The organism is Ornithinimicrobium sediminis (assembly GCF_021272345.1).
GTDB classification, from domain to species: domain Bacteria; phylum Actinomycetota; class Actinomycetes; order Actinomycetales; family Dermatophilaceae; genus Ornithinicoccus; species Ornithinicoccus sediminis_B.
The window spans coordinates 14,255-40,144 of record NZ_JAJSDQ010000006.1; the positions used below are offsets into that span (position 1 = coordinate 14,255).

Annotated in this window: 22 protein-coding genes; 12 read left to right on the top strand and 10 right to left on the bottom strand. The window is 70.1% G+C overall.

What is annotated here, in order from left to right:
• Nucleotides 1-61: 61 nt before the first annotated feature.
• Nucleotides 62-583, top strand: coding sequence for a DUF421 domain-containing protein (locus LVO85_RS13245; RefSeq protein WP_232747968.1), 522 nt, complete (start codon nt 62-64; stop codon nt 581-583).
• A 25-nt stretch (nt 584-608) separates the two neighbouring features.
• Here the strand turns inward: LVO85_RS13245 and LVO85_RS13250 are convergent, their stop codons facing one another.
• Nucleotides 609-1,022 (bottom strand): phage holin family protein, encoded by a 414-nt coding sequence (locus LVO85_RS13250; RefSeq protein WP_232747969.1) that lies wholly within the window; start codon nt 1,020-1,022, stop codon nt 609-611.
• A 404-nt stretch (nt 1,023-1,426) separates the two neighbouring features.
• On the opposite strand from LVO85_RS13250, the gene LVO85_RS13255 reads away from it, so the two are divergent.
• Nucleotides 1,427-3,088, top strand: a complete 1,662-nt coding sequence (locus LVO85_RS13255) for a phospholipase D family protein (protein ID WP_232747970.1) — start codon at nt 1,427-1,429, stop codon at nt 3,086-3,088.
• Between the two features lie 11 nt (nt 3,089-3,099).
• Here LVO85_RS13255 and LVO85_RS13260 read toward each other — a convergent pair whose 3' ends face one another.
• On the bottom strand, nt 3,100-3,609 hold the full coding sequence (locus tag LVO85_RS13260) for a hypothetical protein (protein ID WP_232747971.1): 510 nt from the start codon (nt 3,607-3,609) through the stop codon (nt 3,100-3,102).
• A gap of 154 nt (nt 3,610-3,763) precedes the next feature.
• On the opposite strand from LVO85_RS13260, the gene LVO85_RS13265 reads away from it, so the two are divergent.
• Nucleotides 3,764-5,551 (top strand): alpha-amylase family glycosyl hydrolase, encoded by a 1,788-nt coding sequence (locus LVO85_RS13265; RefSeq protein ID WP_232747972.1) that lies wholly within the window; start codon nt 3,764-3,766, stop codon nt 5,549-5,551.
• A gap of 9 nt (nt 5,552-5,560) precedes the next feature.
• On the opposite strand, the gene pflA is transcribed toward LVO85_RS13265, so the two are convergent.
• The 3 genes from pflA to LVO85_RS13280 form a co-directional block, all read right to left on the bottom strand.
• Complete coding sequence (gene pflA, locus LVO85_RS13270; RefSeq protein ID WP_232748125.1) at nt 5,561-6,322, bottom strand: pyruvate formate-lyase-activating protein; 762 nt, start codon at nt 6,320-6,322, stop codon at nt 5,561-5,563.
• Between the two features lie 52 nt (nt 6,323-6,374).
• Nucleotides 6,375-8,636, bottom strand: a complete 2,262-nt coding sequence (gene pflB, locus LVO85_RS13275; protein ID WP_232747973.1) for a formate C-acetyltransferase — start codon at nt 8,634-8,636, stop codon at nt 6,375-6,377.
• A 194-nt stretch (nt 8,637-8,830) separates the two neighbouring features.
• Nucleotides 8,831-9,052 carry a hypothetical protein gene (locus LVO85_RS13280; RefSeq protein WP_232747974.1) on the bottom strand — a complete coding sequence of 74 codons (222 nt, stop codon included), beginning with the start codon at nt 9,050-9,052 and terminating at the stop codon, nt 8,831-8,833.
• A gap of 104 nt (nt 9,053-9,156) precedes the next feature.
• Here LVO85_RS13280 and LVO85_RS13285 point away from each other — a divergent pair, with 104 nt between their 5' ends.
• Complete coding sequence (locus LVO85_RS13285) at nt 9,157-9,330, top strand: hypothetical protein (protein ID WP_232747975.1); 174 nt, start codon at nt 9,157-9,159, stop codon at nt 9,328-9,330.
• A gap of 70 nt (nt 9,331-9,400) precedes the next feature.
• Here LVO85_RS13285 and LVO85_RS13290 read toward each other — a convergent pair whose 3' ends face one another.
• Together LVO85_RS13290 and LVO85_RS13295 are read right to left on the bottom strand one after the other, a co-directional pair.
• Nucleotides 9,401-9,640: an acyl carrier protein gene (locus LVO85_RS13290; RefSeq protein ID WP_232747976.1), complete on the bottom strand. Its 240-nt coding sequence runs from the start codon at nt 9,638-9,640 to the stop codon at nt 9,401-9,403.
• A gap of 178 nt (nt 9,641-9,818) precedes the next feature.
• Entirely contained in the window at nt 9,819-10,685 is an 867-nt protein-coding gene (locus tag LVO85_RS13295; protein WP_232747977.1) for a GAF and ANTAR domain-containing protein, read from the bottom strand.
• 277 nt (nt 10,686-10,962) lie between these two features.
• On the opposite strand from LVO85_RS13295, the gene LVO85_RS13300 reads away from it, so the two are divergent.
• The 4 genes from LVO85_RS13300 to LVO85_RS13315 all read left to right on the top strand — a co-directional run bounded on the left by LVO85_RS13300 (nt 10,963) and on the right by LVO85_RS13315 (nt 14,605).
• Complete coding sequence (locus tag LVO85_RS13300; protein ID WP_232747978.1) at nt 10,963-12,669, top strand: lipase family protein; 1,707 nt, start codon at nt 10,963-10,965, stop codon at nt 12,667-12,669.
• Between the two features lie 278 nt (nt 12,670-12,947).
• On the top strand, nt 12,948-14,111 hold the full coding sequence (locus tag LVO85_RS13305) for a tyrosine-type recombinase/integrase (RefSeq protein WP_232747979.1): 1,164 nt from the start codon (nt 12,948-12,950) through the stop codon (nt 14,109-14,111).
• Entirely contained in the window at nt 14,108-14,365 is a 258-nt protein-coding gene (locus LVO85_RS13310) for a hypothetical protein (RefSeq protein WP_232747980.1), read from the top strand. Before LVO85_RS13305 ends, LVO85_RS13310 begins: the two co-directional genes overlap by 4 nt.
• A gap of 18 nt (nt 14,366-14,383) precedes the next feature.
• Nucleotides 14,384-14,605, top strand: a complete 222-nt coding sequence (locus tag LVO85_RS13315) for a hypothetical protein (RefSeq protein WP_232747981.1) — start codon at nt 14,384-14,386, stop codon at nt 14,603-14,605.
• Between the two features lie 6 nt (nt 14,606-14,611).
• Here LVO85_RS13315 and LVO85_RS13320 read toward each other — a convergent pair whose 3' ends face one another.
• Nucleotides 14,612-15,025 carry a helix-turn-helix domain-containing transcriptional regulator gene (locus LVO85_RS13320; protein WP_232747982.1) on the bottom strand — a complete coding sequence of 138 codons (414 nt, stop codon included), beginning with the start codon at nt 15,023-15,025 and terminating at the stop codon, nt 14,612-14,614.
• A gap of 435 nt (nt 15,026-15,460) precedes the next feature.
• Between LVO85_RS13320 and LVO85_RS13325 the strand changes: the two genes are divergently transcribed.
• Entirely contained in the window at nt 15,461-16,231 is a 771-nt protein-coding gene (locus tag LVO85_RS13325) for a hypothetical protein (protein WP_232747983.1), read from the top strand.
• Between the two features lie 12 nt (nt 16,232-16,243).
• Here LVO85_RS13325 and mobF read toward each other — a convergent pair whose 3' ends face one another.
• On the bottom strand, nt 16,244-20,053 hold the full coding sequence (gene mobF, locus LVO85_RS13330; protein ID WP_232747984.1) for a MobF family relaxase: 3,810 nt from the start codon (nt 20,051-20,053) through the stop codon (nt 16,244-16,246).
• A gap of 650 nt (nt 20,054-20,703) precedes the next feature.
• The gene (locus LVO85_RS13335; RefSeq protein WP_232747985.1) at nt 20,704-21,975 is read right to left on the bottom strand and encodes an IS110 family RNA-guided transposase; all 1,272 of its coding nucleotides are present in this window, start codon (nt 21,973-21,975) and stop codon (nt 20,704-20,706) included.
• A gap of 401 nt (nt 21,976-22,376) precedes the next feature.
• Between LVO85_RS13335 and LVO85_RS13340 the strand changes: the two genes are divergently transcribed.
• From LVO85_RS13340 to LVO85_RS13350, 3 genes are read left to right on the top strand one after another with little or no spacing between them, the layout of a single operon-like run.
• Complete coding sequence (locus tag LVO85_RS13340; protein ID WP_232747986.1) at nt 22,377-22,979, top strand: hypothetical protein; 603 nt, start codon at nt 22,377-22,379, stop codon at nt 22,977-22,979.
• A gap of 41 nt (nt 22,980-23,020) precedes the next feature.
• Entirely contained in the window at nt 23,021-24,193 is a 1,173-nt protein-coding gene (locus LVO85_RS13345; protein ID WP_232747987.1) for a helix-turn-helix domain-containing protein, read from the top strand.
• A gap of 6 nt (nt 24,194-24,199) precedes the next feature.
• Entirely contained in the window at nt 24,200-25,873 is a 1,674-nt protein-coding gene (locus tag LVO85_RS13350) for a DUF6119 family protein (protein ID WP_232747988.1), read from the top strand.
• Nucleotides 25,874-25,890: the final 17 nt, after the last annotated feature.

Here is a 25,890-nt window from a genome sequence, read left to right on the forward strand (position 1 = left end):
GGCCGTGTCTGTCGCCCCCTGGGGTTCCGAAGCGCCGCCGGCCACGGGCTAGCGTCGGGTGATGGACCTGCTCTGGACCGGATGGTCACCCATCGCCCACACCCTTCTCCTCGGCACGGCTGGATACCTCACCCTCGTCCTGCTGCTGCGCGGCACCGGCCCCCGCACGATGGCCAAGATGACGCCCCTGGACTTCGTCGTCGCCGTCACCCTGGGCTCGGCCTTCGGCCGGACGGTGACCGCTGAGGACGTGCCGTTGGCCCAGGCGGTCGTCGCGCTGGTGCTGCTGGTCGCGCTCCAGTGGCTCCTGGCCGCGTCTCGGGCCCGGTGGCGCGCGGTGCAGAAGCTCCTGGACTCACCGCCCTCGTTGCTCTACTACGACGGGCAGATGCAGACGACCGCGCTGCGGCGTCACCGTCTCACCGAAGACGACGTGCACAACGCCGTCATCCAGGGAGGCGCCGGCTCGCTGGCCTCTGCCCAGGCCGTGGTGCTCCACCAGGACGGGTCGCTGGGCGTCATCACGGCCGAGTCCATGGGAGACGGGTCGAGCCTGATGCCCCAGCTCGTGCACCGTCCGTGAGGCTCCGCCCCTGGGCGCTGCGCGCTCAGACCACCGGGGCGCCGCCGCGGTTCTCCCGCAGGGCCTTGACCCCGAAGGCGGCCAGCAGGAACGGCAGCAGCAGGGTCGCGAGCATCGTGACCAGCCAGACGACGAGCGAGGCCAGCAGCCACGGCCCGATCCCACCGTCGATGGTGAGACCGTCACTCACCTGCGTGGTGATGAGCAGGGAGACGACGGTCGTGATGAGCCCCACGCCCCCCAGCAGGGCCGGGGCGTTGCGGGCGGCCACCCTCGCCATGAACGGTGCGAGCACGGACTGCAGGACGGCGAAGATGACAACCACGAAGATGAAGGACGTGAGGTCGACCGACATCTCGTCCACCAGGAGCAGGGCAGCGCCCAGTCCGATCGCGGCCGAGGCGAGGAACAGCGCGGCGCTGAGCAGGAGTCTGACCATGGACCCACGGTAGGGCTCCCGCCCTCCCCGCACCAGGGTCGTTGGTCCCGTTGGTGCAGGTGGGAGGGGCACCCGGCGCACGAGCAGGCCCCCCGACCACAGGGTGGGCGGGGGGCCTGGCGCAGACGTCACAGACGACGTCTGCCACCACCGGTCAGCCTGCTGAGCAGACCTCCCGCCCCTCCTGCTCCACCCGTGGTCCTGGTGGGCGTGGTGCCCCGGCCGGAACCGCGGCGGGTGGTGCCCGTCACGCGACTGAGCAGACCTGAGATGAGACCCATGGCTTCTCCTTCGTGTTGTCGGTGTCCGCGACGCTAGCCGCGTCCTGTGGGGCGCGCAGGTCGAGACGCCACCTGCCCGAGCCCGGTTCGCGAGCCCTCGGCCCGGTGTGCAAGGTTGGGTGCGTGCTCCGCCTCACTCCGCCCCTGCGTCGCGACGGCGTCCGGCTCGCGTCCTGGGCGGCCGAGGAGCTGCCCCGGCCCCGGCCCGACGAGGCCGACCATGACTGGTTCCTGACGGCCTCCCAGCGCGGCAACGACGCCACCCGGGTGCGTCCGTGGACCGAGGGCAACGAGGCGACCCCCCTGGTGCACGGCGCCGCATACTTCGCAGCGCTGCTGCGCGCCGTGGAACCCACCGGCCCCGGCGACCGTCTCTACTTCGCGGACTGGCGGGGCGACCCGGACCAGCTGCTCGCCGACGACGGGCCGACCGCCGCGGGTCTGCTCTCGGCAGCCGCCCGCCGGGGGGTGCTGGTCAAGGGGCTGCTGTGGCGCAGCCACCTGGACCGTCTGCGTTTCTCCGTCGACCAGAACCGGACGCTGGCCGAGGACGTGAACGACGAGGGGGGTGAGGTGCTCCTCGACCAGCGGGTGCGCCCCCTGGGGAGCCACCACCAGAAGTTCTTCGTCGTCCGCCATCCCCGGCGCCCGGACGCCGACGTGGCCTTCCTGGGTGGCATCGACCTGGCCCACAGCAGGCGCGACGACGCCACCCACGGAGGCGACCCGCAGACCCAGCCCTTCGCCTCGCCGTACGGCGGCAGCCCCGCCTGGCACGACGTGCAGGTGCAGCTCCGGGGACCGGCGGTCAACGACGTGGAGGCCGTCTTCCGCGAGCGCTGGCAGGACCCGGCCGCCCTCTCGCGGCTGCCCTGGCACGTGCTGTCCGACCTGCGGCACGGCACCCGCCGCGACCCCGACGCGCTGCGCGACCCGCTGCCGGACCCGCCGCAGGCCGGCACCTGTGCCGTCCAGCTGCTCGCCACCTACCCCAACCGCTGGCCGGGCTACCCGTTCGCTCCCGACGGTGAGCGCAGCGCCGCCCGCGGCTACGCCAAGGCGCTGAGCCGGGCGCGACGGCTGGTCTACGTCGAGGACCAGTACCTCTGGTCCACCGACGTGGCGCGGGTCTTCGCGGAGGCCCTGCGCAGGGAGCCCGACCTGCACCTCGTCGCGGTGGTCCCCCGCTACCCCGACCAGGACGGCCGCCTCAGCACGCCCGCGGCTCTCCTGGGACACGCCCGGGCCCTGGAGCTGGTGCGTGAGGCCGGTGGCGAACGGGTGCAGGTGCTGGACGTGGAGAACAAGGACGGCGAGCCCGTCTACGTGCACGCCAAGGTCTGTGTCGTGGACGACGTGTGGGCCAGCGTGGGCAGCGACAACTTCAACCGGCGCTCCTGGACGCACGACTCGGAGCTCACCGCCGCGGTGGTCGACGCGGCGCGGGACACCCGCGAGCCCGCCGACCCGGCAGGGCTGGGCGACGGTGCGCGCGTCTTCGCCCGCAACCTGCGCCTGGAGCTGTGGCGCGAGCACCTCGACCGCGACGACGACACCGGGCTGCTGGACCCCCACGCCGCCGCGCAGGCCGTGCGCGAGAGTGCCGCGGGCCTTCAGGACTGGCACGCCGGCGGCCGGGTCGGCCCTCGACCGCCCGGTCGGCTACGCCCGCACGAGGTGCAGGTCCCGCCCCGCTGGCAGCAGTGGCTGGCCTCCCCCGCCTACCGTGCGGTGTTCGACCCCGACGGACGACCACCACGGATGAAGCTGCACCGGCGCCACTGACCTGCCCGAGCTCAGCCCTGCCGGAAGGCGGGCCCGACCAGGGCCCGGTGGCACCGGACGATGGTCTCGACCTGCTCCAGCGCCTGGCGCTCCAGGTGCTCGAACTCCGTGGCGTCCAGGCCCAGGTGACCGGCGTGCGTGCCGAGGGTGCGCCACAGGCCGGACTTGCCGCTGACCCCCGACTGCAGCAGCTCCAGCTCGAGCACCGGGCTCAGGGGTGAGCGGGAGAAGAGCCGTCCGTTCAGCTTCAGCCGCCCAGCGACCTCTCCGGCGCGTGCCAGCGCCTCCTTCGGCCTGCTCCGGGTCAGGCCCAGGGTCTCGATGACCTCGGCGAGCCGGCTCCGCTCCTCACGGACGTCCTGGGTGAGCTGGGCGACCTCGTCGTGGATCGGGAGGTCCTGGTAGGAGTCCCGCATGTGCTCCAGCCGGTGGAGCATCCCGGTGGCCCCGGTCAGATGGTCGCTGAGGTAGGTCCTGAGCAGTGTGCGGTCCACACCCTGGGCGGTCTGCGAGGTCGGCATCCCGGCACCCCTTCGTCTCGGTCGTCGTGGTCACTGCGGTCTCGACCACGCTATGCACCGGCGTCGCGCTGCGCATGTCAGCCGGACACGGGGCCACGACCTGCCCTCCGACGTCGTAGTCTCGGGCCATCCCCCGGTCGGCGAAGGAGCAAGGATGGCGCAGAGCACGGTGCACACAGGCATGGGGGCCATCCCCCACGAGGCCGGGACGGCGTTCCGGGTCTGGGCTCCCCACGCGGGCGCGGTGGTGGTCACCGGCGACTTCGACGGCTGGTCGGGGTCGGACCATCCGCTGGCCGACGAGGGGGACGGCTACTGGTACGCCGACGTGCCCGGTGCCCACGCCGGCCAGGAGTACAAGTTCCGCATCACCCACGAGGGCCGGACCTTCGACCGGGTCGACCCGTACGCGCGACAGGTCACCAACTCGGTGGGCAACGGCATCGTCTACGACCCCGCCGCCTTCGACTGGCAGGGCGACGACTTCGCCTGTCCGCCGCACCACGAGCTGGTCATCTACGAGACCCACGTGGGCTCCTTCGTCGGCGGTCCCGGTGGGTCCGGCAACCTCGAGCTGGTCGCCGGCAAGCTGGGCTACCTGCGCGACCTCGGCGTCAACGCGATCGAGCTCATGCCGCTCATGGAGTTCGCCGGCGACTACTCCTGGGGCTACAACCCGGCGCACATCTTCGCCGTGGAGTCCGGCTACGGAGGCCCGGACGCGCTCAAGGCCTTCGTCCGTGAGGCGCACCGCCACGGCATCGCCGTGGTCCTGGACGTCGTCTACAACCACTTCGGCCCCAGCGACCTCGACCTGTGGCAGTTCGACGGGTGGAGCGAGGGCGACAAGGGCGGCATCTACTTCTACAACGACCACCGGGCCGCCACGCCGTGGGGTGAGACACGACCGGACTACGGCCGCGAGGCGGTGCGGCGCTACATCCACGACAACGCGATGATGTGGCTGCGCGACTTCCACCTCGACGGCCTCCGGTTCGACATGACGCCGTACATGCGCAGCGTCGACGGCACGGGCAAGGACATCCCCGAGGGCTGGGAGCTCATGCGCTGGATCGCGCGGGACGCGCGCGAGCAGTTCCCGGGCCGGATCATGATCGCCGAGGACCTGCACGGTGACCCGGCCGTCACCTCTACCGGTGACGAGGGGGCCTGCTTCCACGCACAGTGGGACACCCACTTCGTGCACCCCGTCCGCCGAGCGGTCATCGCGGAGCACGACGGTGACCGCTCGATGGACGAGGTGGCCCACGCGATCATGTTCACCTACGGCGACACCTTCGCCCGGGTGGTCTACACGGAGTCGCACGACGAGGTCGCCAACGGCTCCGCCCGGGTGCCCCACGAGATCGCTGCGACCGACTCCTCGGGCTGGGCGGCGCAGAAGCGGGCCACGCTGGGGGCCGCGCTGGTGCTCACCGCTCCCGGCATCCCGATGCTCTTCCAGGGTCAGGAGTTCCTCGAGGACGAGTGGTTCCGCGACGACGTCCCGCTGGACTGGCCCCGCGGTGAGCAGTTCGAGGGCGTCGTCCGCCTGTTCCGTGACCTCGTCTCGCTGCGCCGCAACCTGCAAGGGGACAGCGCCGGCCTGACCGGCCGGCACACGCGACTGCTCCATGTCGACGACCACGCCAAGCTGCTCGTCTTCCAGCGCGCCACCGACCACGACGAGCACGCCGTCGTCGTCGCCAACCTCAGCGGCCGGCCACTGGAGGCCCAGCAGGTCGGTATGCCGCACGCAGGACAGTGGCGGCTGCGCTGCAACTCCGACGCCTCCACCTACAGCGCGCTGTTCGGCGGGCACGCCGCGCACGACCTCCAGGCGCACGAGCTCAGCGATGAGCACGACCACCCCGCGTACGCCTCGGTCGACGTGGGGCCCTACACGGTGCTCGTCTACACCCCCCAGCGGGATGCTCAGTAGGCCGGTTGCTCAGTAGACCGTGAGGCCACGTGCTGCGAACTGGGCACGGGCACGCGCAAGCAGGGCCGCGTCCGGAGGCGAGGTCCCCGTCAGTGCGTAGTCCATGCCCAGGCGCTCCCACTTCTCACGCCCCATCTGGTGGAAGGGCAGCACCTCGACGCGGGACACGCTCGTCATCGCTGCGACGTGGTCGGCCACCCGCGCCACGTCGTCGACCGCGTCGGTCAGTCCCGGCACGAGGACGAACCGCACCCAGATCTCGGTGCCCCGCTCGGACAGGCGCCGCCCGAAGTCGAGCGTCGGCTGCAGGTCCCGGCCGGTCACGTGACGGGAGGTCGCGTCGTCCCCGGACTTGACGTCCAGCAGCACCAGGTCGACGTCGTCGAGCAGCGCGTCGGACGCGTTCGCCCCCAGGAAGCCCGAGGTGTCCACCGCGGTGTGCACCCCCAGCTCGCGGGCACCGCGCAGCAGCCGTGCCAGGAAGGCCGGCTGCATCAGGGGCTCACCTCCGGAGACGGTCAGGCCTCCCCCGGCAGCCCGGAACACCGGCAGGTAGCGGTGGAGCCTCCGCAGCACCTCGGTGACCTCGACCCGCTGCCCGTCCCGCATCCGCATCGTGTCGGGGTTGTGGCAGTAGAGACACCGCAGGGGGCACCCGGCGAGGAAGACGGTCAGCCGCGTCCCAGGCCCGTCCACCGCGGTGACGAGCTCCCACGAGTGCACGGAGCCGACCGCGCCCGTGCGGACGCCGCTGAGCAGCTCCCTGTGCATGAGCGTGCCGACGGCGAGCGGGGCCGCCGGTCCGGCGTTCACGGCATACCGTTCACGACGCGCCGTGGAACGTCCGGGAGAGCACGTCGAGCTGCTGCTCGCGGGTGAGGCGCACGAAGTTGACGGCATACCCGGACACCCGGATGGTCAGCTGCGGGTAGCGCTCGGGGTGCGCCATGGCGTCCTCCAGCGTGTCCCGGTTGAGCACGTTGATGTTCATGTGGAAGCCGGAGGCGTCCATGTAGGCGTCGAGCAGCCCGACCAGGTGGGTGACCTGCTCCTCGACCGTCCGCCCCAGCGCGGAGGGCACCACGGTGCTGGTGAGCGAGATCCCGTCCTGGGCCTGCTCGTACGGCAGCTTCGCCACGGACAGGGCCGAGGCCAGCATGCCGTGGGTGTCCCGCCCGTTCATCGGGTTGGCGCCCGGGGCGAACGGCTCACCGGCCCGCCGGCCGTCCGGGGTGTTGCCCGTGGCCTTGCCGTAGACGACGTTGGACGTGATCGTCAGCACCGACTGGGTGTGCACGGCGCCGCGGTAGGTCGGCAGCCTCCGGATCTTGGCCATGAACCGCTCCACCAGCATGACGGCGATGGCGTCGACCCGGTCGTCGTCGTTGCCGTATGCCGGGAAGTCACCCTCGACCAGGTAGTCCACCACCAGCCCGGTGTGGTCCCGGACGGGGCGCACCGTGGCGTACCGGATCGCGGACAGCGAGTCCGCAGCCACGCTCAGCCCGGCGATCCCGCAGGCCAGCGTGCGGAGCACCTCGCGGTCGTGCAGCGCCATCTCGAGCCGCTCGTAGGCGTACTTGTCGTGCATGTAGTGGATGCAGTTGAGCGCGTCCACGTAGGTCGCGGCCAGCCAGTCCAGCAGGCGGTCGTAGCGACCGAGGACGTCGTCGTAGTCGAGCACCTCGCCCCGCACCGGCTCACCGACCGGCGCCACCTGCTCGCCGGTGACCTCGTCGCGCCCGCCGTTGACCGCGTAGAGCAGCGCCTTGGCCAGGTTGACCCGCGCCCCGAAGAACTGCATCTGCCTGCCCACGGCCATCGGGGAGACACAGCACGCGATGGCGGCGTCGTCACCCCAGGCACCGCGGATGTGGGCGTCGGACTCGTACTGGATCGCCGAGGTGTCGATGGAGGCCTGGGCGCAGAACCGCTTGAAGCCCTCGGGCAGCTGCTCGTGCCACAGGACCGTGAGGTTGGGCTCGGGTGCCGGCCCGAGGTTGTACAGCGTCTGCAGGACCCGGAAGGAGGTCCGCGTCACCAGCGGCCGGCCGTCCTCCCCCAGCCCACCGATCGACTCGGTCACCCACGTGGGGTCCCCGGAGAAGAGCTGGTCGTACTCCGGCGTGCGCAGGAAGCGCACGATGCGCAGCTTGACCACGAGGTCGTCGACGAGCTCCTGCGCCTGCTCCTCGGTCAGGACCCCCGCCTGCAGGTCTCGCTCGATGAAGATGTCGAGGAAGGTCGAGGTGCGCCCCAGCGACATCGCGGCACCGTTCTGCTCCTTCACCGCAGCCAGGTAGCCCAGGTACAGCCACTGCACGGCCTCGTAGGCGCTGGCTGCCGGCCGGGAGACGTCACACCCGTAGCCTGCAGCCATGTCCACCAGCTCGCCGAGGGCACGCACCTGCTCGGCCAGCTCCTCCCGGTCGCGGATGACGTGCTCGGTGGAGCGCAGCGCGTCCAGCTCGGCCCGCTCGGCCTGCTTGGCGGTGACCAGGGCGTCCACACCGTAGAGCGCCACCCGGCGGTAGTCGCCGATGATGCGGCCGCGCCCGTAGGCGTCGGGGAGACCGGTCACCAGGCCTGCCTTGCGCGCCGCCCGCACATCAGGCGGGTAGACGTCGAAGACGCCGGCGTTGTGGGTCTTGCGGTAGGTCGTGAAGATGGTCCGCAGCACCGGGTCGACCGGGTAGCCGTAGGTCTCCAGCGCGGTCTCCACCATGCGCCAGCCCCCGTAGGGCATGATCGCCCGCTTCAGCGGAGCGTCCGTCTGGAGGCCCACCACGATCTCGTCCTCGCGGTCGATGTACCCCGGGGCGTGGGCGGTGATGCCCGCCGGCGTCGACGGGTCGACGTCGTAGACGCCCTTGGCACGCTCCTCGGGGAGCATGGCCGTCAGGGTCCCCCACAGCCTGGTGGTGCGAGGGGTGGGCCCGGAGAGGAAGTCCGCATCCCCGGCATACGGCGTGTAGCAGCGCTGGATGAAGTCGCGGACGTCGATGTGGTCCTGCCACGGACCGGGCGCGAAGCCTCTCCAGGCGTGCTGGGTGGCGCTGACGCTCTCGACGTGGGTGCTGACCATGGTTCCTCCCAGGACACGGTCTCGGTGACCGTATGGTGCGGGAGCGGTCCTGTGTCGGACGGCGCTGGCCGGCGCGGTGCCGCTGCTCCCGAGGGCGGTCTCACGCCCTCGGACCCATTCTACCGAAAGCGCTTTCACCCGTCAGCGGTGCGCGAGGTGATCTCGGTCGCACCCGCTCCCTCGCAGGCCTTGCGTCAGTGAGGCACCAGCTCGTCCTCGTCCTCCTCGCCCGCCCGGAGCACAACCTCGTGACGCCGTCGCAGCTCGGTGATGGCGCTCTGCTGGTGGAAGAGCCGAGACTGCGGGCCGGCGCAGCCGGCCTCGGCGCACCAGTGCCTCTCCTCCACCCGGCCGCAGTCCTCGATGCGGGCCAGCTCCTGGATGAGCTCGCGCACCGACATGCCGACGACGTCCATGCGCCACCACCTGCCCCACTGCTGCCAGTCCCTAGGACGCACCTTCATGACCCGGCGGCGGCGTCGGGTCGGCAACCGCAACCCAGGCGGCCTACAGTCGGACGATGACGCAGGCACACCCGGACGACCGGGACGACAAGGACGGCACGGACACGGACGAGCAGGAGGGACAGGTCTCCGAGGCAGGCTCCGGCGCTCCGGACAGCGAGGCCGCCATGGGAGGTGCGGACAGCGTCCCGGACACCCCCGACAACAACCCGCTCCCGCCCTCGCACTGACGCACGCGAGGCCCCACACAGCGACGGCACGGCGACCGCCGTGCCGTCGCTGTGTCCTGTGTTTGCGGGGTCAGCCCTGCGGCTGGGTGTTGTCGGTGCCCCCCAGCCGGCGCAGGAACTCGTGGCACTGCTGGGCGCGCCGGGAGTCCTCGTCCATGACCTGCTCGAAGAACGAGGCGATCTCGTCCTGGCCGGCGTTGCGGGCGTCCCGGACGTACTGCCCGTAGTCGTGCCCGGCCTTGAGTGCGTGGTACTGCACCGAGATGAGGTCGAAGGTGACGTCGTCGAACCCGGTTTCGCCGGTTGCCATGCGCATGCTCCCTTCTCTCACCGCCAACCGCGTGGGTGCGGCGCACCGAGGGCCCCGATGCCCTCGGCCGGGTCCGCGGGACCTTGGCCGTGGCTCCACGCTAGGGAGACGGCGGCGGGTCGCAAGCCGAGACGACACGCCTTCGGCCAGTGACCGAGCTCCTCTCGGCGGACGGCCCTCAGCCGGACGACGCGATGCCGTGGACCGGCACCTCCACGGTCCCCGTCGGGTCAGCGGGGACCTTCCGCGTGGTGACGAGGTCCTCGGCGATGTCGTGGAGCTTCTGGTTGCGGTTGCGCGAGAGCCGGGTCAGCAGGGCAAAAGCCTGGTCGGCATCGAGCCCGAAGCGCTCCATGAGGATGCCCTCGGCCTGACCGATCGTCGTGCGCGTGGCCACGGCGATCTTGAGGTGGTCGGCCTGCTCCCGCGCTGCCAGGGCAACCGCGGCCTGGCCGGCCAGCACCTGGCCCTCCAGGATGTCCTCCTCCGTGAAGGCCCCGACGTCGAACCCGTACAGGTTCAGCGCGCCGATCACGCCCGTGCCGGTGAACAACCGGTAGGACACCATCGACCGGAGGCCCAGCTCCTCCACGACGCGCGGGGCCCACCGGGACCACCGCGTCTCCACCGTGAGGTCGGCGCTGGCGACATCGTCCTGCCCCGGGCTCAACGCGTCGAGGCAGGGACCTTCGCCGAGCTCGTACTGCCAGCGGTCCGCCTGGTCGACGGTGCTGTGCGAGCTCGCGACCGTCGAGACCTGTCCGCGGCGACAGAGGCTGATGCCCGCTGCGGAGCAGCCACTGACCAGGGTGACCGCGAGCTCGACGGCGACCTCTGCCGTCATGGCCACATCGCGCTCGGCGTGCAACAGTCGGGCCACCTCGGCGGCATGCTCCAGCAGGTCTCGTGCACCGCTGTCCACGGTCATTCCGTCCTCCTCACCCCGCACCATCCACACTACGGCATCTACAGGGTCCCGCGGCAGGTCCGCCGTGCCGCCGAGCCTCCGCGCACCACCCCTGAAGCCCGGCTCGTCTTCGGACATGTGTTCACCATGGCACCCACCACCCACACACCCCCGCGCCGTCCACACAGGTACGACCCCAGGACGGCTACTCCCGCACTCAGGGCTGTGCGCGGCATACAGGCCCTGAAGGCCCCATGTCCCCTGCGACGAGCACATCGGTGCTGTTCAGACAACATGTGGAGCCCCTATCCTGAACGCCGTCACATCCCTTCTGTCACCTCTCCGGAACGCGAGGACGCTCATGGGCACGGCCACGACCGAGGCTGCACAAGCACCGCGAGTGAGGTGGGGGCTCGTGATCCTCGGTCTGCTCCTCGTCGTCGTCGGCGGCATCCTCACCGTCACACCGTTCGTCTCGATCGCCGTGCTGGTCGTCCTGGTGGTGCTGGCTCTGTCGGTCACCGGGGCGGGTGAGCTGGCCACGGCGAGCCGCTCCGAGGCGCCCATGGTCTCCAGAGTGATGGGGGTGGCCTGGCTGGCGGCCGCCCTCGTGGTGGTGCTCTGGCCGGGTCCGTCCATCCGGGTGCTCGCGGTGACGGTCGGCCTCGCGATGGTCGCCTCCGGGGTGCTGCGCATGGTGACCGGCGTGCGCGGGACCAGCGATGCGCGGCTCGCCTCAATGCTGCTCGGCGCTGCCGGGGTCGTGCTGGGTCTTCTGGCCCTGGCCTGGCCCGATGTCACCGTCTTCGTGGTGGCGGTCGCCTTCGGTGTCCGGACCGTGGTCTTCGGGATATCACTGGCATGGTCAACGGTGCGGGCAGGACGGCATCGCTCAGAGGGTCCGGCGCAACGGCCTGGGGTGCTTCGCAGGTGGGGCCGAACCCTGGGCGCTGTGGTCGCGTTGCTGGGGGCGCTGGCCCTGCTCTTGTTGAGTGTCGTCCTGCGCGGCGGTGCGCCGGAGGCCGACGCCTTCTACGACCCGCCTGACCAGGTGCCGGCGGACGCCGGCTCGCTGCTTGCGGCCGAGGCCTTCGAGCGGGACGTGCCCGAGGGCGCACGGGCCTGGCGCATCCTGTACACGACCACGCGCGACGAGGGACACCCCGCGGTCGCCAGCGCCATCGTCGTTGCCCCCGCTCAGCCTGCTGACGAGCCGCACGACGTCGTGGCCTGGGCGCACGGCACGACCGGGGTCGTGCCCGGGTGTGCACCTTCGGTGCTGGAGGACCCTTTCGAGGCCGGAGCCACACCGGCGCTGCCCGAGGTGGTCGACAAGGGCTGGGTCATGGTGGCCACCGACTACGTGGGCCTGGGCACCGAGGGCCCCCACCCCTACCTCATCGGCCAGGGTGAGGGACGGTCGGTGCTCGACGCGGTGCGCGCCGCACGGCAGCTGGAGGACGTGGACCTGGCGGAGCGCACGGTCGTCTGGGGACACTCGCAGGGGGGCCATGCTGCGCTCTGGGCAGGTGTCCTGGCATCTGACTACGCACCGGAGGCCGACGTGGTGGGGGTGGCCGCGATGGCGCCGGCGAGCAACCTGCCCGGGCTGGTCGACAACCTGGACGTCGTCCCTGGGGGCTCCTTGTTCGCCTCCTACATCGCACAGGCCTACAGCGACGTGTACGACGACGTGGCGTTCGACGACGTCATCCGCCCCGCGGCGAGGGTGCAGGCCCAGGAGATCGCCGGGCGCTGCCTGGCCGAGCCGGGCGTGCTGGTCTCCCTGGTCGAGACCTTCCTCTTCGGTGGCTCCGTCTTTGCCGAGGACGCGACGTCGGGCAGCTTCGGCGCCCGGCTCGCCGAGAACGTGCCGTCCGGCGCTATCGACGCCCCTCTGCTGCTCGCACAGGGTGCCGCCGACCCCCTGGTCCTGCCTGCCGCGCAGGACGCCTACGTGCAGCAGCGGTGCGCCGACGGACATGCGGTCGACTACCGCACCTACCCCGGCGAGGACCATCTCAGCGTCGTGGCGGACGACTCCGCCCTGGTCGGAGACCTGCTCCAGTGGACCCAGGACCGCTTCGACGGCGTGCAGAGCGCGTCCACCTGCTCCGGGTAGGACACCCTGGGGACCCGGGACGGACCCGCTGCTCCGGACGCGAAGGCCCCTGACCGGCATACCTGCCTGTCAGGGGCTGCTTCGTGATGGTGGGCGATACTGGGTTTGAAACTTTCAGAAAGGGGCCTACCACAGATGCCTCCCGACCGTCCACTTTGATGATAAACTCCCAGGTCAGAGGGCATATCGGCAAGGGACAAAGAAGGACGGGTCTGGACAGGTTTTGACGTCGTTGTTCCTCGTCTATTCCTCGAAAGGCGATACTGGGAGGACACAAGTTGTCTCGCACCAACCATCGGTCCCGACGTGGTTTCGGGCGCGTGGAGCGGCTCAAGTCGGGGCGCTACCGGGCTGCCTACACCGGGCCAGACGGTCGTCTCTACCGGGCCCCGATGACCTTCGACGCCAAGGACGACGCCATCGCCTGGCTGTCCGCGCGCCGTGCCGAGATCGGGATGGAGATCTGGGCGCCACACGCCGCTGCTCAAGGGGCACGGCGACGGGAGGCCCCGACGTTCCGCGCGTACGCCGAGCTGTGGCTGGAGACCCGCCGGACGCGGGGGCGCGAGCTGCGCCCGACGACCGCTCAGCAGTATCGGATGCTGCTGGAGCGGTTCATCTATCCGACGTTCGGCGAGGAGCGGATCGACCGCATCTCGCACGAGGACGTCAACGCCTGGTACGACCAGGTGGCTCCGGGCCGGGACACCGTCAGGGCACAGGCGTACAGCCTGCTGCGCACGATCTTCGCCGGGGCCGCGTCGGTGCGGCCTACTCCCCTCATCCCCTACAACCCGGCTCACATCCGTGGCGCCGGAAGCGCCAGGCGGGTCCATCACGTCGAGCCGGCGACGCTGTCGGAGCTGGAGACGATCGTCGCGGAGCTGCCCGAGCGTTACCGGCTGATGGCGCTGCTCGCCGCCTGGTGCGCGCTGCGCTTCGGCGAGCTGGCCGAGCTGCGCCGTGGTGACGTCGACCTCCGGACCGGGCGGGTCAAGGTCCGTCGTGGCGTGGTGCGGGTCGGCGGCCGGTTCATCGTCGGCCCACCCAAGAGTGATGCAGGCGCACGCGACGTTGCGATCCCGCCCCATCTGCTCGCTACGGTCAAGGATCATCTGTCGAGGCACACCGCGTCCGGCAAGGACGCGCTGCTCTTCCCCGCCGCGGCAGACAGCGACCGGCACATGGCGCCATCGACGCTCTACAAGGTCTTCTACCCAGCGAGGAGGGCCGCCGGCCGCCCAGACCTGCGCTGGCACGATCTGCGCCACACCGGCGCCGTCCTCGCGGCCCAGACCGGCGCGACCCTCGCCGAGCTCATGGGGCGGCTCGGCCACTCCACCCCCGGCGCGGCGATGCGCTACCAGCACGCCGCCGCCGACCGCGACGCCGAGATCGCGCGGCGGCTCTCGGAGCTGCACGGCACGACGGCTCTGGGATGAGTCCTGATCGGCGTGATCGCCGCAAGGCGACCACGCCGCGGTCGAAAGCACCCCCGGTACGCACGGCTCCGTCCTCGGACGATGCGCACGCGATCGTCTTCTTCAGGCGGCACGCGGACGACGCCCCGGAGCAGCGTGCTCCCGGTCGCGAGGCGCTGAACTCCTACCCGGCCGGAGTTCGCGCCAAGATGCGGGCCGCCCTGGTCGCCGTCGCGATCGCCCCACCGAAGCGGTTCGCAGGGGGCGGCTACTGAGAGGCGATGAAGGGTGACATGAGCGGCTGGTTCGAGGTGCGGATGGACGGGCCGCGACGTCACCACTACCGACTCTTCTGCCTCCTCCACTACGAGGCCGAGGGCCAGGACAAACCGCTGCTGGTTGTCGTGGACGGGCGGGACAAGCCGTTCCGGACGACGATGCCGGAGGCCGACTACGTCGCGGTCCGCAAGCTGGGGACGGAGTACCGCAGACGAAACCCCCGGTCCGTCATCTGAGGCCAGTCAGGCCGGAAGCCTCGCTCTGGGCGTACGCAACGTGTCCAGGTGCTCGGCAAGCTTCATCGGGTCGGCCGTCCGACCCTCGAGCAAGGGCTCGGTGATCAGGCCGCGCTCGGCCAGAGGGATGGGTTCGACGGTGATGCGCAACCCGAGGGCGGCCGCCACCTCGGCCAGCGTGCCCAGCGTCGGGTTGGAGCTCTCGGAGGACAGCAGGCGACGGATGGTCGCTGGCTCTTTATCGATGGCCCGTGCCAGCTCGGCCTTGGACAGCCCCGCAGCCTCGCGTGCGTCGTCAATGGCGTTGACGACCGAGTCGATGGTGGAGATCCGCATGGACTCCACGACGTACTCGCGGAGGAACTCTGGGTCCTGCAGGTCACGGTTCAGGTCGTCCCAGAACGCGGTGTGCTTGCTCATTCCCTCACCTTCCTGATGACAGACAGCGTAACATAGATGCTACGCATGGGGAGGGCTGGGCCGCCAGCAAATCGACCACCCGAGGCCCGCACCGCCCTGCCGTCGCCAACTTTCCTGGGGACGTACCTGACTTCTTTGGGGACGTGGCCCTGACCTGCGGCGATACCTGACATGAGGCCTCAGACGCCGGCGGCCCCACCGAGGACCAGGGACGCTGGCCCGCACAAGGTGGGGACGCTCCTGGGCGCGCTGGGGGCGGTCCGTGACCTGCGGAAATGTCTGCACGAGAGTCACGAGGGCGTGCCAGCAAGGCATGGAATCACGCCGTTCCGGGCGCGGGCGGGCGCCCGGGGGGGGACGCTTCCGGGGACGTATCCGGGTATGCCCTCACGTCATCGTCTGGGCCACATCGACACGGTGTGGAAGGAGACGACGATGAGCGTAGCGACCTGTCTTGGGGTGGACACCCACGAACGTCCCCCGCTGCGGTGGGCCCGGACCCACTGGCAGGACTGGGCCCGTGCCCACCCAGCCCTCGTGGTGGTCTCCGATCTGCTCGACCTGCCACCCTGGCTGGGTCAGGCGACACCGGAAGGGCGGGATGAGGTGCTGGCGGCTCTCGCGCGGGCCGCCGCACACGACGTCGAGGCGGTCTCCGTGATCACGTGGCTCCTGGTCCCCGGAGCAGTGAACCTGGCGCGGCAGCTCGCGGACCTCTCCCCCGACATCGACGCTCTCGTCGCCGGACAGCTGTGGTTGACCGTTCGGGCCTACCGTGGAGACCCGCCGCGGCGCGTCGCCGCCACGCTGCTGGCCCGGACGCGGCGTGAAGTGATGGCCGACCTGGGTGTTGGCGAGGCAGCCGTGCGTCGTGACCGCGTCTGGGCGTCGACAGTTCCCATGGGATCGGTCCCCGAGGTGCCACTCCTGGATGCCGGGCCGGAACCCGTGCGTGAGTTGGCCGAGCTTCTCGAGCAGGCTGCCGCGACGGGTGCTCTGGCCCGCGAAGACCGAGCCCTGCTCATGGACGTCGCCCGGGAGGCGGCGCGGCTGAACGTACCCGCGCGACGAGGCCGGGGCGGACTCATGACCCCGTCGGTGGCTGAGCTTGTCGCCGAGGACTACGCAGCATCGGCACGCACGATCCGTCGCCGCGCAGCCAAGGCCGTCGCCGGTCTCGAAGCGTTCCGCCGGTCGAGGCAGTGACCCCGGTCGGCATCAACGGCTGGGACCGTGAAGAGCAGGACCGGACGGGGCAGGGCAGTAGTCCTCTGGACGCACCCCCTGCGGCGCGGTCCGGTGCGCAGAGGCCCATGCACTCTTGTGCTGCGGGTCGATAACGCGGAACCACAGGGCCGAGGTCGCCTCGTCGTCTGGAAGAGGGCCCTGGTCCGCCGCCTGCTCCAGCCGGTCGGGTACGTCGACGCCGGCACGGTGCAGACGGTCGAGACGCTCGGCCAGCTGCGGGGTGAACCAGTCCCGGTGTCCGACGTGCTCGACGATGAGACGCTCCCAGTGCCGGAGCGCGTCGGGCAGCTGGCCGGTGACCCGGCAGAGGAGGCCGCGTGCGTACCGGCCGGCCGCTCCCCCGGCGTCCGGCGGCCCCACCGGGCGCAGGTCACTGTGGTCGACGGCTCGGGCGGCCCGCCACACGGTGAGGTCGGCGACGAGCTCGGGGCTGATGTGGTGCGCGAGGGGCGCGGCCCATTGCTGCTCGGGGGTGGTTCCCTGACGCACCTGGGCGGCCAGGCTCCTCACTCGTTCGGCACGGGCGGTGAGGTAGCCGCCCCAGACGGGATCGGTGGCAAGCCGCTTCGGGATGGCGGGCAGCCATGGGAGGGGACCGCCTGCCGGCCTGCGGTCAAGACGCGAGAGCAGGACGGCGGCAGGGTCGTCGGCGTCGCCGAGCCCCCGGTAGGTGGACGCGTTCGTGAGTGTCTGGAGGGCGTCGCGCCCGTCGGCCTGGGTGAGCATCAGGTGGGCACGCAGGCTGGGCCACGCCGGGGCGTGGGTGAGGCCTGGGACCAAGGCGGCGGCGGCAGACTCGATGTCATCGCCCCAGCCAGGGCCGAGGAGCCTCTCGGCGCCGGCAAGGAGGCCGTCCTCGTACCGTTCGGCTGCCTGGTGCAGCAGTGCCGCCGGGTCGGCCGCTCGTGCCCTCTCGGTGGTCGCCGAGACCGCGGCACCGTCACGTGCAAGCACGCCCTGCAGGGTCTCGGTCGCGGTGGCCGGGCTGGTCGTCTCGATCAGCGGCAGGGTGTGCCCGTCTGTGTCGGTGGCCGACACGACATGCACGTGGTTCTCGTGCCGCCCCCGGGTGAGCATGGTGTAGAGCAGCTGCCGGGACTCCTGCCCGGTGATGATGCCGTGCATGGTGTCGGTGGTGACACCCTGGGCCGTGTGCACGGTCGCGGCATACCCGAGCTCGACGTGCTCAGCGACGTAACCGGCCGGCAGCCTCGTCCGCAGCCCGGAGCTGAGGTGACGGACGCTCAGGGCGGGTCCGTCGACCGCGGTGACGGTCCACCGGTCACCGTTCTTGACCCAGTCGGTGCTGCCGACGCCCAGCCGTCGGTCGTTGCGCCGGGTGATGACGACGTCCCCGGCGGAGGCGCGGGTGCCGTCGGCGAGGAGCACCTCGCGGTCAGGAGTGCCGCCACCCAGGCGCGCAGCGCGCGCGCGGGTGTTGAGGCTGGTGACGAGCTCGCGGGTGGGTGCGAGCATGAGGCAGTCCCGCCCGCTCGCGCGGTCCCGGGACCAGGCGGTGAAGACCGCCTCGACGGTGGTGGCGACGTCCCCGACGTGCACGCGGTCCCGGTCGAGGTAGAACCCTAGCGCGGTGGCGTCGCCGGCCCGCAACGCCAGGGTCGCCTCGGCCTCGGCGGAGTCGGAGAACCGGACCACCTCATCCAGGCGTACGGCTCCGTGGGCGTTGGCGATGTCGCGCAGCACTCCGCCGGCGCCGACGGCGGCAAGCTGCTGGTCGTCGCCGATGAGCCGGACCGAGGCGCCCCGGCCCAGCGCGTGCGTGATCACCCGGTCAAGGGTGAGCGTGTCCGCCATACCCGCCTCGTCGACCACGACGAGGGTGTCCGGCCCGATCGCGTCGTCCAGCCAGGACCGGCGCCCGTGCTCGAGGTCGTGGACGAGCTTGTCCAGCGTCTCGGACGGTATGCCGGTCGCCTCGGCGAGCACGCTCGCCGCGGCCGCGGAGGGCGCGAGCCCGATCACGGGACCAACGTGGGCACGCCATGCGTCGGCGAGGACCCGCATGGCTGTGGTCTTGCCCGAGCCTGCCGGGGCCAGGACGAGCTGCACCCGGCGACCGCTGGAGGCCAGCGCCAGGACCAGGTCCGCCTGCCCGCGGTTGAGGTCCCTCCCCTGCACGGAGGCCTCGAGCACCGCGAGCTGAGCGTCCTCACGGGCGAACGCAGCACCATCGCCCCGGGCGGCGGCCGAGGTGATCCGCTGCTCGGCCTCCAGGACCCGCAGGCTGGTGTAGTGGTCGCTGCCGGTATGGCGGTACACGCTGGTGCCGTCGCTTCGCCGCAGGGCTCCCGGCTCGGGGATGGGGTCCAGGTCTGGGGTGAGGTTGACCGAGCGCGCGACCGTCGCCGCGTCGACGACCCGCCCGACGACGTCAACGACCATGCTCGGGTGCAGGTCCAGGCCGCGGACCTGGCGCTGGGCCTCGGCCTGCAGGTGCCAGACCTGCCAGGTGGCGCGCCGCGCCTCGACCTCGGCGACCACCCGCTGCGCCGCCTCGTGGACCCAGTCCTCGGACACCCCCTCCACCGGGCGCCCTGTCTGGCCCAGCACGGTCGCCACCATCTGCTGGACCCCCTCCGCCCCAAGCACCCCGGCCGCCTCGGCCCACCACGTGTCGCGCTGGGCCGCCAGGGATCGCGGCTCGTGCTTGGCCGCCCGGGTCTCCAGGTTGGCCTGCTGGGCCAGGGCGATCTGCTCCACCGGTGTCGGCGGCCGCCCGTGCGCCTCCAGGAACTGCCGGGACAGCACTTCTTGCCGGGCGGTGATGTCACCCCGGCGCCGGGACCACAGCTCGCACAACGTGCGGTCGACACCCTCGACCTCACGGACCGGCCGCCTGTCCGCGCTCCCGCCTGGCCGCTCAACGAAACGGATCCCAAGGGAAGCACGCAGGTGAGCCTCAACGGCAGTGTTGTAGACCTCCGACGCGGCGACGACATGCTGGTGCAGCACCCGTCCGTAGATCGACAGCCACTTGCCCTCGACGGTCTGCACCTTGTTGGCGACCGCGACGTGGGTATGCAGATCGGGGTCGCCGTCCCGAGAGTCCCGGTGGGTGAAGGCCGCCGCGATGAGCCCTCTGGTCTCGACCTGGCGTGCCCCGTTCTTGCCCTCTCGCGTGTACAGCACCTGGCGCTCGAGGAAGGTCAGCGCGTCCTGCACCGCGGCCTCGTGCGCCTCCGCGACCACCTGGGAGATCTCTGGCGGGGCGATGGCCCACAGTGTCGACACCGACTTCACCGGGCTGAACGTCAGGTCATACCCGGCCACGGCCGTCCGCTGCGGCCTTGAGTACCGAGTTAGCGCGGAGGCCAGCTCCCGGGCATCACGTGGCTCCCTCCCCTGCTCGCGGGCGAAGTACTCCCGTGCCACCTCGTTGCGCGCCGCAGCGGCTTCAGCCAGTCGCTCCGCGGGCTCCGTCGAGCCGTCAGCACGTCCTTCCAGCCGGCGGGCGACCTCCGCATTGAAACCTCCCCCGTCGCTGTCGTAAACCCGGTAGGCCGCACCCAACGCCACACCCGTCAACGGATGACGGCCGGCACCGAACAAGTGGCGCATCTGCTCCGAGGTGACCCGGTCACCGGGTTCGAGCCCGTCGATCCCGACCAGGCCCGAGCCGGTCCAGCGGCCGGGCGACTCGCCCTTGGCCGCGTAGTAGTCCTCCAGCCCGCGGCGACCGATCCCGGAGTCGTCCCCCGCCGCAACCTGACGGGTGAGGTACTCATACCCCGACCCCGCCGACAGCTTGTGCAGCGTCATCGTCACGCCCCCCAAGGCCGCAACCGGACGGCGAGTGGCCACGGAGCGGGCCAGGATGAAAAAGGTGTGTGGGGACATGAGCGGAGCGAGAAGTGGTGGGGGACGTCGCCGTTGAGGGCGTCACGGCGTCTGGGCTGCTCAAGTGGACTGAAGCTGCGCGGTGGCAGTCAGGTCCGTGGAGGCCGGACGACTTCGACGTGCGCGTGGCGTGGCGTGGCGGTCTTGGGTAGCGTGCTGAAGCCTAAGTACGGACGCGGTCGACTGGCTGAGTCGGCGATAAGCTCGGCCGGGTGCCAACCTCGCGGCTTCTAGGGTCGTCGCGTCCGGCGGCAGCCCTGTGTCTCGTACCATGCTGCTGGTGAGACGGTCGTCTGGAGAAGGCGATGCGGTCGCGCCGACCGAACGAGCAGCGCTTCGGCTTCGGGCCGCCAAGGCTTCTCGAGGTGCTACCGCAAGCTCGAAGGCCGACAAGCACCGCAAGAGCAACGAGTCAACCGCGGGATCTTTGTCCTCGTTGCCGGGCTCGAGGCCATCCCGACCGCAGTACAGGGTTGTTCACCACGCGTACGAGACATGACGACTCTGGTTCCCCTCTGTGTCAAGGGCCCCCCGGTTCCGTCGCTTTCAGGGTGCGCCCCCGCTGGTCGCCGTCAAGGTCGTTCGTCCGTGGGGCGCTGCACCTTGACAGCTCCGGCGCGCCGGCGCTGGGGGGCCGCTGCCGGGACCGGGAGGGGGTGGTCGCCGGGATCGGGCCGGGGTAGCGTCGGGTGTGCGGGTCCGGGAAGTGGCTGATCCGAAGTGCCGATGTGCGGGGGCAGGTCGGCCGCGCTGGATACGTCAGTCGCCCCGCAGTGCCCTCCCGGACCCGCCTCGTGCTCGGTGCCCTCGAGAGCGTCCTGGGTGACGGTGGCGTCGGCGACGAGCTGGCGGTACACGACGTCGGACAGGCGCCGTTTTAGTGCCCGTAGGGCTTCCTTGGGGGTCTTGCCGGCGGCAACCTTGCGGTCGAAGTAGGCCCGCCCCTCGGTGGCGTTGCGCAGCTGGACGACCGCGGCGATGTGCAGCACGTGGTTCATCCGACGGTTCCCCGCCCGGGAGAGGCGGTGGCGGATCTGCTGGCCCGAAGACGCGTCCAGGGGCGCGGTCCCGGTCCACGAGGCGAACCTCGCCCTGGTCGGGAAGCGGGCGACGTCGCCGACATCCGCCAGGATCCGGGCCGCACCGGCCGGGCCGACCCCGTGGATGTCCATCAGGTGCGACCCGCGGGCCAGTACCGCAGCCTTCAGCTCAGCCTTCATGGCCCTCAGCTTGGCGTCGACGGCGACCAGGTCAGCCAGCTCCTCCACGGCCATCCGCCGACGGGTCCGCCCGGCGACGTCACGAGGGCGGACGCCGGCCAGCATCCTCTTGGCCTGCAACGCTGACAGGTCCTTCTTCCTCGTGCCGGGGACCAGCTCCCCGAGCAGGCGTTGGAGCCGGTTGACCGTCTGTACCCGCAACCGGGATAGCTCGTCACGGCGGTCGGCCAGCATCCGCAACGCCTCCAGCTCCCCGTCGCGGTGCACCACCCGCAACCCCGAGGTGCGGACGGCGACGACGGCGATCGAGTGGGCGTCCAGGGCGTCGGTCTTACGGTTGTGCCCGGTGTCGAACAACCGCACCCGCGCGGCCAGCTTGGCCGGGACGTCCACGACACGTTCTCCGTCCTCGACCAGGCGCTGCGCCAGCGGGCGGCCGGTGCCGTTAGCGCCCTCGACCGCCCAGAGCCGGTGCGGAAAGGTTCGGGCGTAGGACCGCATCGCGGTGTAGCCGCGCTGGTCGGTGCCGAACCGGCCGGTGGCGACCAGCCGCTCCTGACGGTCCACGACCTCGATCGTCGCGGACAGTTTGTGGGGGTCTACCCCGATGATGACCTCTGCCATGCTCCTCGCCTCCGATGGGCGCCTCGAACCGGTATGGGAAACGGCGAGGTGGGCAGTGCTACTACGAGCAGGGCAGTCCCCTCTTGAGCCACGCCTCGTCAGCGGCGCCCGACGAGGCGCAGTCCAGATGAGAACCACAACCACAAGGGCTGGGCAGCCGAAATTGAGAGCGTCCCGCCGGGCACCTAGACCGAGTCTGGCCCGACCCGGTCATGACGCCAAGTCTCCTAGTAGCCGAATACAGCTCGGGTGCGACGACCCTTCCGAGCCGCCCGAGGGCCGATGAGCGGAGTGGTTGCTCAACCAGCAGTCGGCTGCTCTGGGGCTCTGGATGGGGCGTGTCACCTCAACGTGCTGATAGCCGCTTGCGTTGTGACATCCGATAGAATATCCTCACGCTCATGTCACATCTTTCGCCGGAGGAGCTCGACCGTCTCGAGCGGCTCGCGTTCGGCATCCGGGAGTTCTTCAGCGAGCGGGGCCACAACATCGGTACCGCCCTGGACCAAGACCCATGCTTCCGTGAGGGAGAGCGCGGCCGGTCGGGTCTGGCGCGTTCCATGATGCAGTCCGCCGTCGCAGCTGCGGTCGGCGGGGTCGAGCTTGACCTGGAGACCGGTGACGGCGGCGTCCGGCTCGTGCGCAGCATTGACCGCCGCTACCTGCGCCGCTACCGGGTCCTAGCGGCGAGCAAGCACGAGGACGACTTCCGGATTCTCTCCAGCAGCGACAACATCCTGCAGACCGACAGTGACTCGTTGTTCTTCGAGGAGCCATGGGTGCTGGCGTACACCCTGAACCAGGACAACCAGGTCGAAGACCTGTTCGTCGCACAGGTCCTGGACCGGCTCGATGGCACCCCGGGCGCACTGGTCCTCGGCCCTGAGTACATGCTGGTAGGCCGCCCGCCCACAGGCGACGGCGGGTTCCAGCCCACGGACGAGGACCTCCCGATGGATGACTTCGAGGAGGAAGGCGAGGAAGGTGCCGTAGGGGCCGGCTGACCCAGCCCGTTGTCCGCACCCACCCTCACGAGAGGCACACCGTGGTCACCACCCCAGCCGACACTGGCCACCGCATTCAGCGCCTACGCATCGCCAACAGCCTCAGTCAGGCCCAGCTCGCCGCGACCGCAGCCATTCCTACTGGGGCCGTCTCAATGGCAGAACATGGTCGCCAAGGCCTCGACCCTGAGGCTCTGGCACGCATCGCCGACGCGCTCGGATGCAGCGCTGACTACCTGACCCGCTCGCAGCCGCAATCGACCGCTACCCGGCCCTGGCTGCGCGCGTATGCCGACGCCTCGAAGAAGGCCGTCGACCGGTACGTCGCCGACACCGAAATCGCCATAGAGGCCTTCGACACCCTGCGCCTTAAGCCGATCCCGGAGACCTTGCCACACTTCGACGACGACGCCAACGATGAGGATGCCATCGAGGACTTCGCCCGCGAGGTACGCCACGCGGCCGGCCTCGAGGACGGCAGCGTGGTCGGAAACTGCATCCGCCGCATCGAGCGTCTCGGCGTGATGGTGCTCCCTATGCACGACGAGCTCGGTCGTCACATGGGCCTCTCGCAGCGCGTAAATGCCACCCCGGTCATCAGGGTTAGTAGACCTCACGTGGCCGACGACGGCACCATCAGCCCTTCAGGGGACCGGCAGCGGTTCACTGTCGCCCATGAGCTTGGTCACCTCACACTCCACGCCACCACGCCACCTCCGGCCACCGCCGAGCAGGCCCGCCTCGTTGAGCAACAGGCCCACCGCTTCGCCGGAGCCTTTTTGACACCGGCTGACGCTCTTGTGGATGACTTGGACCGGCTCAGCGGCCGCGTCACCCTGAGCACGCTGGCCGAACTGAAGAAGACGTGGGGGGTCGCCATCAAGATGCTCGTGGTCCGCCTCAGACAACTCGGTCGCATCGACGATCAGCACGCCCGCAGCCTTTACAAGCAGATCAGTGCTCGCAAGTGGAACAAGACCGAACCGGTCCCCGTCGGTCACGAGTACGCAATCTGGCTCACCAAGGCCATGACCCACGCTGGTCATGACAGCATCACCGCCGCAGCCGCCATCGGTCTCACCCCTCGCTACCTGCAGGACTGGCAAGCTTGGGACCTCGCCGGCACCCCGACGACCGATCTCCCCGTGGGAGTTGCCTCGATTTCCCAAAGACGGGGAAAAAAGACTGGTCTCGCCGGCACAGCGAGTAGGTGACGAGTGGTGGCGGGTAAGGTCAATGACAAAAAGAAGGGTCGCCGAACGACGATCTACCGCTTGACGGGAGTCGAGCACCTAAGGAACGCCCTGCGCTCAAAGTACCTAGACCGCAACGGCTTCGAGGTGGCCGACGTCGCGGTCGGCGAGCGGTCTGCACTGCTCCTGACCGGCGCAATGACCAAGGACACCGCCGATTGGTGCGCGACCGTGACGGCCTTAACCGGACGCGCCGTCGCCATCGCGGGCGCCACTCCTGCAGGTGTACTCGTGCTACGCCCAAGCCCGGAGGCTACGGACGACCCAACGGTCGCATACGCCCTGACGTATGGCATGGGCTTTCAGCTCCTCGAACCAAGCAGACTGGACAACCTCTTCGGCCAGCGGATGGCCATCCGGACCGCCGAACCCGACAACCTCCGTTCACTAACCGTTACGACCATGGACGAGAGGTCCCGCGTCTCCCGAGCCAGCATTCCCCAAGGTGAAGGGTTGCTCGGTTTCGGCATCGGAGACATCGGTGAGGCTGTGAGCCGAATCGTCGCAATAGCGAACCTTCCCGACCTTTCACGAGCCGACGGAATGCCCATTCAGCTCCGAGGGGCTGACGCGCTCAACGTGCCCATCGGCCTCACCCCCGACGAGGTCACCGCAGACATCGACATGCTGGAGAACAATCTTGCCGTGCCACCGCCCGAATCGCTGAAGATCCTCGAGCAATTGACGGCGATAAAGAACCCGGAGGTCAGAAAGACGCTCGATGCTCGCCTCTCGACCGCCCTCGATGAGGGTGAAGGGACGATTGGGTTGGCCTGGCCTCACGAGCGAGTCAACGAGAATGGCACTCCTGATTCGTGGCTGCCACGCAACCTGGGGCCCCGTAGACCGAATACAGTCCGAGAGGGGCAGCCCGAGTGGAACGAAATAACGGAGGCTCTAGGAACCTATCCGCCGGGTCAGCGTCTAGATAGGCTCGATCGAGCCAGCATTCAACTTTTTCGTGACGCCGAGGGTCAGGAACCCATCAGCCAAGCAATTCCGCTCCGCCGCTGGGTGGGGTTCCAGTGCGAACTCGACGGAAGTACTTACGCCCTGTACGACGGAGCTTGGTACCAGATCCACCACGACTACGCTGACAACGTGAACAGGCGCACCGAGGCGATTTTTGCTAAGGCCGTCGACGACGTCGAGTTCCCGACATGGGGCCCTGACGACCACGAAGCGGCGTACAACATGAAATTGGCAGTTGCCGTAGGTGGAGTGTGCCTCGATCGCGAGCTCATCACAACGGATCTACACCGTCGAGGCATCGAGGCATGTGACGTGTACCTGCATGATGGGACCCTCATCCACGTCAAGAGAACTGACCGGTCAACAGCGGCCAGCCATCTCCTCGCCCAAGCATTGGTGTCTGCGGACGCCCTCTGCAACGACGAGCAGGCGCGCCAGAAACTACGCGAGAGGATCATCGCGAGGGACGGCGACCCTAGCAGGCTGGGAATCAAACCCACGCGTGTCATCTTGGCGATGCACCGCAGCGATCGTCCAGCACTGACCGCGGGTGAGCTCTTCACCTTCACGAAAGTCAACCTCGTCCGGCAGGCGTCGTCTCTAGAGTCGCGGGGCGTGCAAGTGCGAATCGTCTCGATCGCGGGTGACAGGGACATGCTTGAGCCGTGAGACTTCGGTACGGAGCA

What these genes read in the sequence shown, in the direction of transcription:
- LVO85_RS13245 (WP_232747968.1), top strand. Translation starts at nt 62, where the DNA reads ATGGACCTGCTCTGGACCGGATGGTCACCCATCGCCCACACCCTTCTC.
- LVO85_RS13250 (WP_232747969.1), bottom strand. Translation starts at nt 1,022, where the DNA reads ATGGTCAGACTCCTGCTCAGCGCCGCGCTGTTCCTCGCCTCGGCCGCG.
- LVO85_RS13260 (WP_232747971.1), bottom strand. Translation starts at nt 3,609, where the DNA reads ATGCCGACCTCGCAGACCGCCCAGGGTGTGGACCGCACACTGCTCAGG.
- LVO85_RS13265 (WP_232747972.1), top strand. Translation starts at nt 3,764, where the DNA reads ATGGCGCAGAGCACGGTGCACACAGGCATGGGGGCCATCCCCCACGAG.
- pflA (WP_232748125.1), bottom strand. Translation starts at nt 6,322, where the DNA reads ATGCACAGGGAGCTGCTCAGCGGCGTCCGCACGGGCGCGGTCGGCTCC.
- pflB (WP_232747973.1), bottom strand. Translation starts at nt 8,636, where the DNA reads ATGGTCAGCACCCACGTCGAGAGCGTCAGCGCCACCCAGCACGCCTGG.
- LVO85_RS13280 (WP_232747974.1), bottom strand. Translation starts at nt 9,052, where the DNA reads ATGGACGTCGTCGGCATGTCGGTGCGCGAGCTCATCCAGGAGCTGGCC.
- LVO85_RS13285 (WP_232747975.1), top strand. Translation starts at nt 9,157, where the DNA reads ATGACGCAGGCACACCCGGACGACCGGGACGACAAGGACGGCACGGAC.
- LVO85_RS13290 (WP_232747976.1), bottom strand. Translation starts at nt 9,640, where the DNA reads ATGGCAACCGGCGAAACCGGGTTCGACGACGTCACCTTCGACCTCATC.
- LVO85_RS13295 (WP_232747977.1), bottom strand. Translation starts at nt 10,685, where the DNA reads ATGTCCGAAGACGAGCCGGGCTTCAGGGGTGGTGCGCGGAGGCTCGGC.
- LVO85_RS13310 (WP_232747980.1), top strand. Translation starts at nt 14,108, where the DNA reads ATGAGTCCTGATCGGCGTGATCGCCGCAAGGCGACCACGCCGCGGTCG.
- LVO85_RS13315 (WP_232747981.1), top strand. Translation starts at nt 14,384, where the DNA reads ATGAGCGGCTGGTTCGAGGTGCGGATGGACGGGCCGCGACGTCACCAC.
- LVO85_RS13320 (WP_232747982.1), bottom strand. Translation starts at nt 15,025, where the DNA reads ATGAGCAAGCACACCGCGTTCTGGGACGACCTGAACCGTGACCTGCAG.
- LVO85_RS13325 (WP_232747983.1), top strand. Translation starts at nt 15,461, where the DNA reads ATGAGCGTAGCGACCTGTCTTGGGGTGGACACCCACGAACGTCCCCCG.
- mobF (WP_232747984.1), bottom strand. Translation starts at nt 20,053, where the DNA reads ATGACGCTGCACAAGCTGTCGGCGGGGTCGGGGTATGAGTACCTCACC.
- LVO85_RS13335 (WP_232747985.1), bottom strand. Translation starts at nt 21,975, where the DNA reads ATGGCAGAGGTCATCATCGGGGTAGACCCCCACAAACTGTCCGCGACG.
- LVO85_RS13340 (WP_232747986.1), top strand. Translation starts at nt 22,377, where the DNA reads ATGTCACATCTTTCGCCGGAGGAGCTCGACCGTCTCGAGCGGCTCGCG.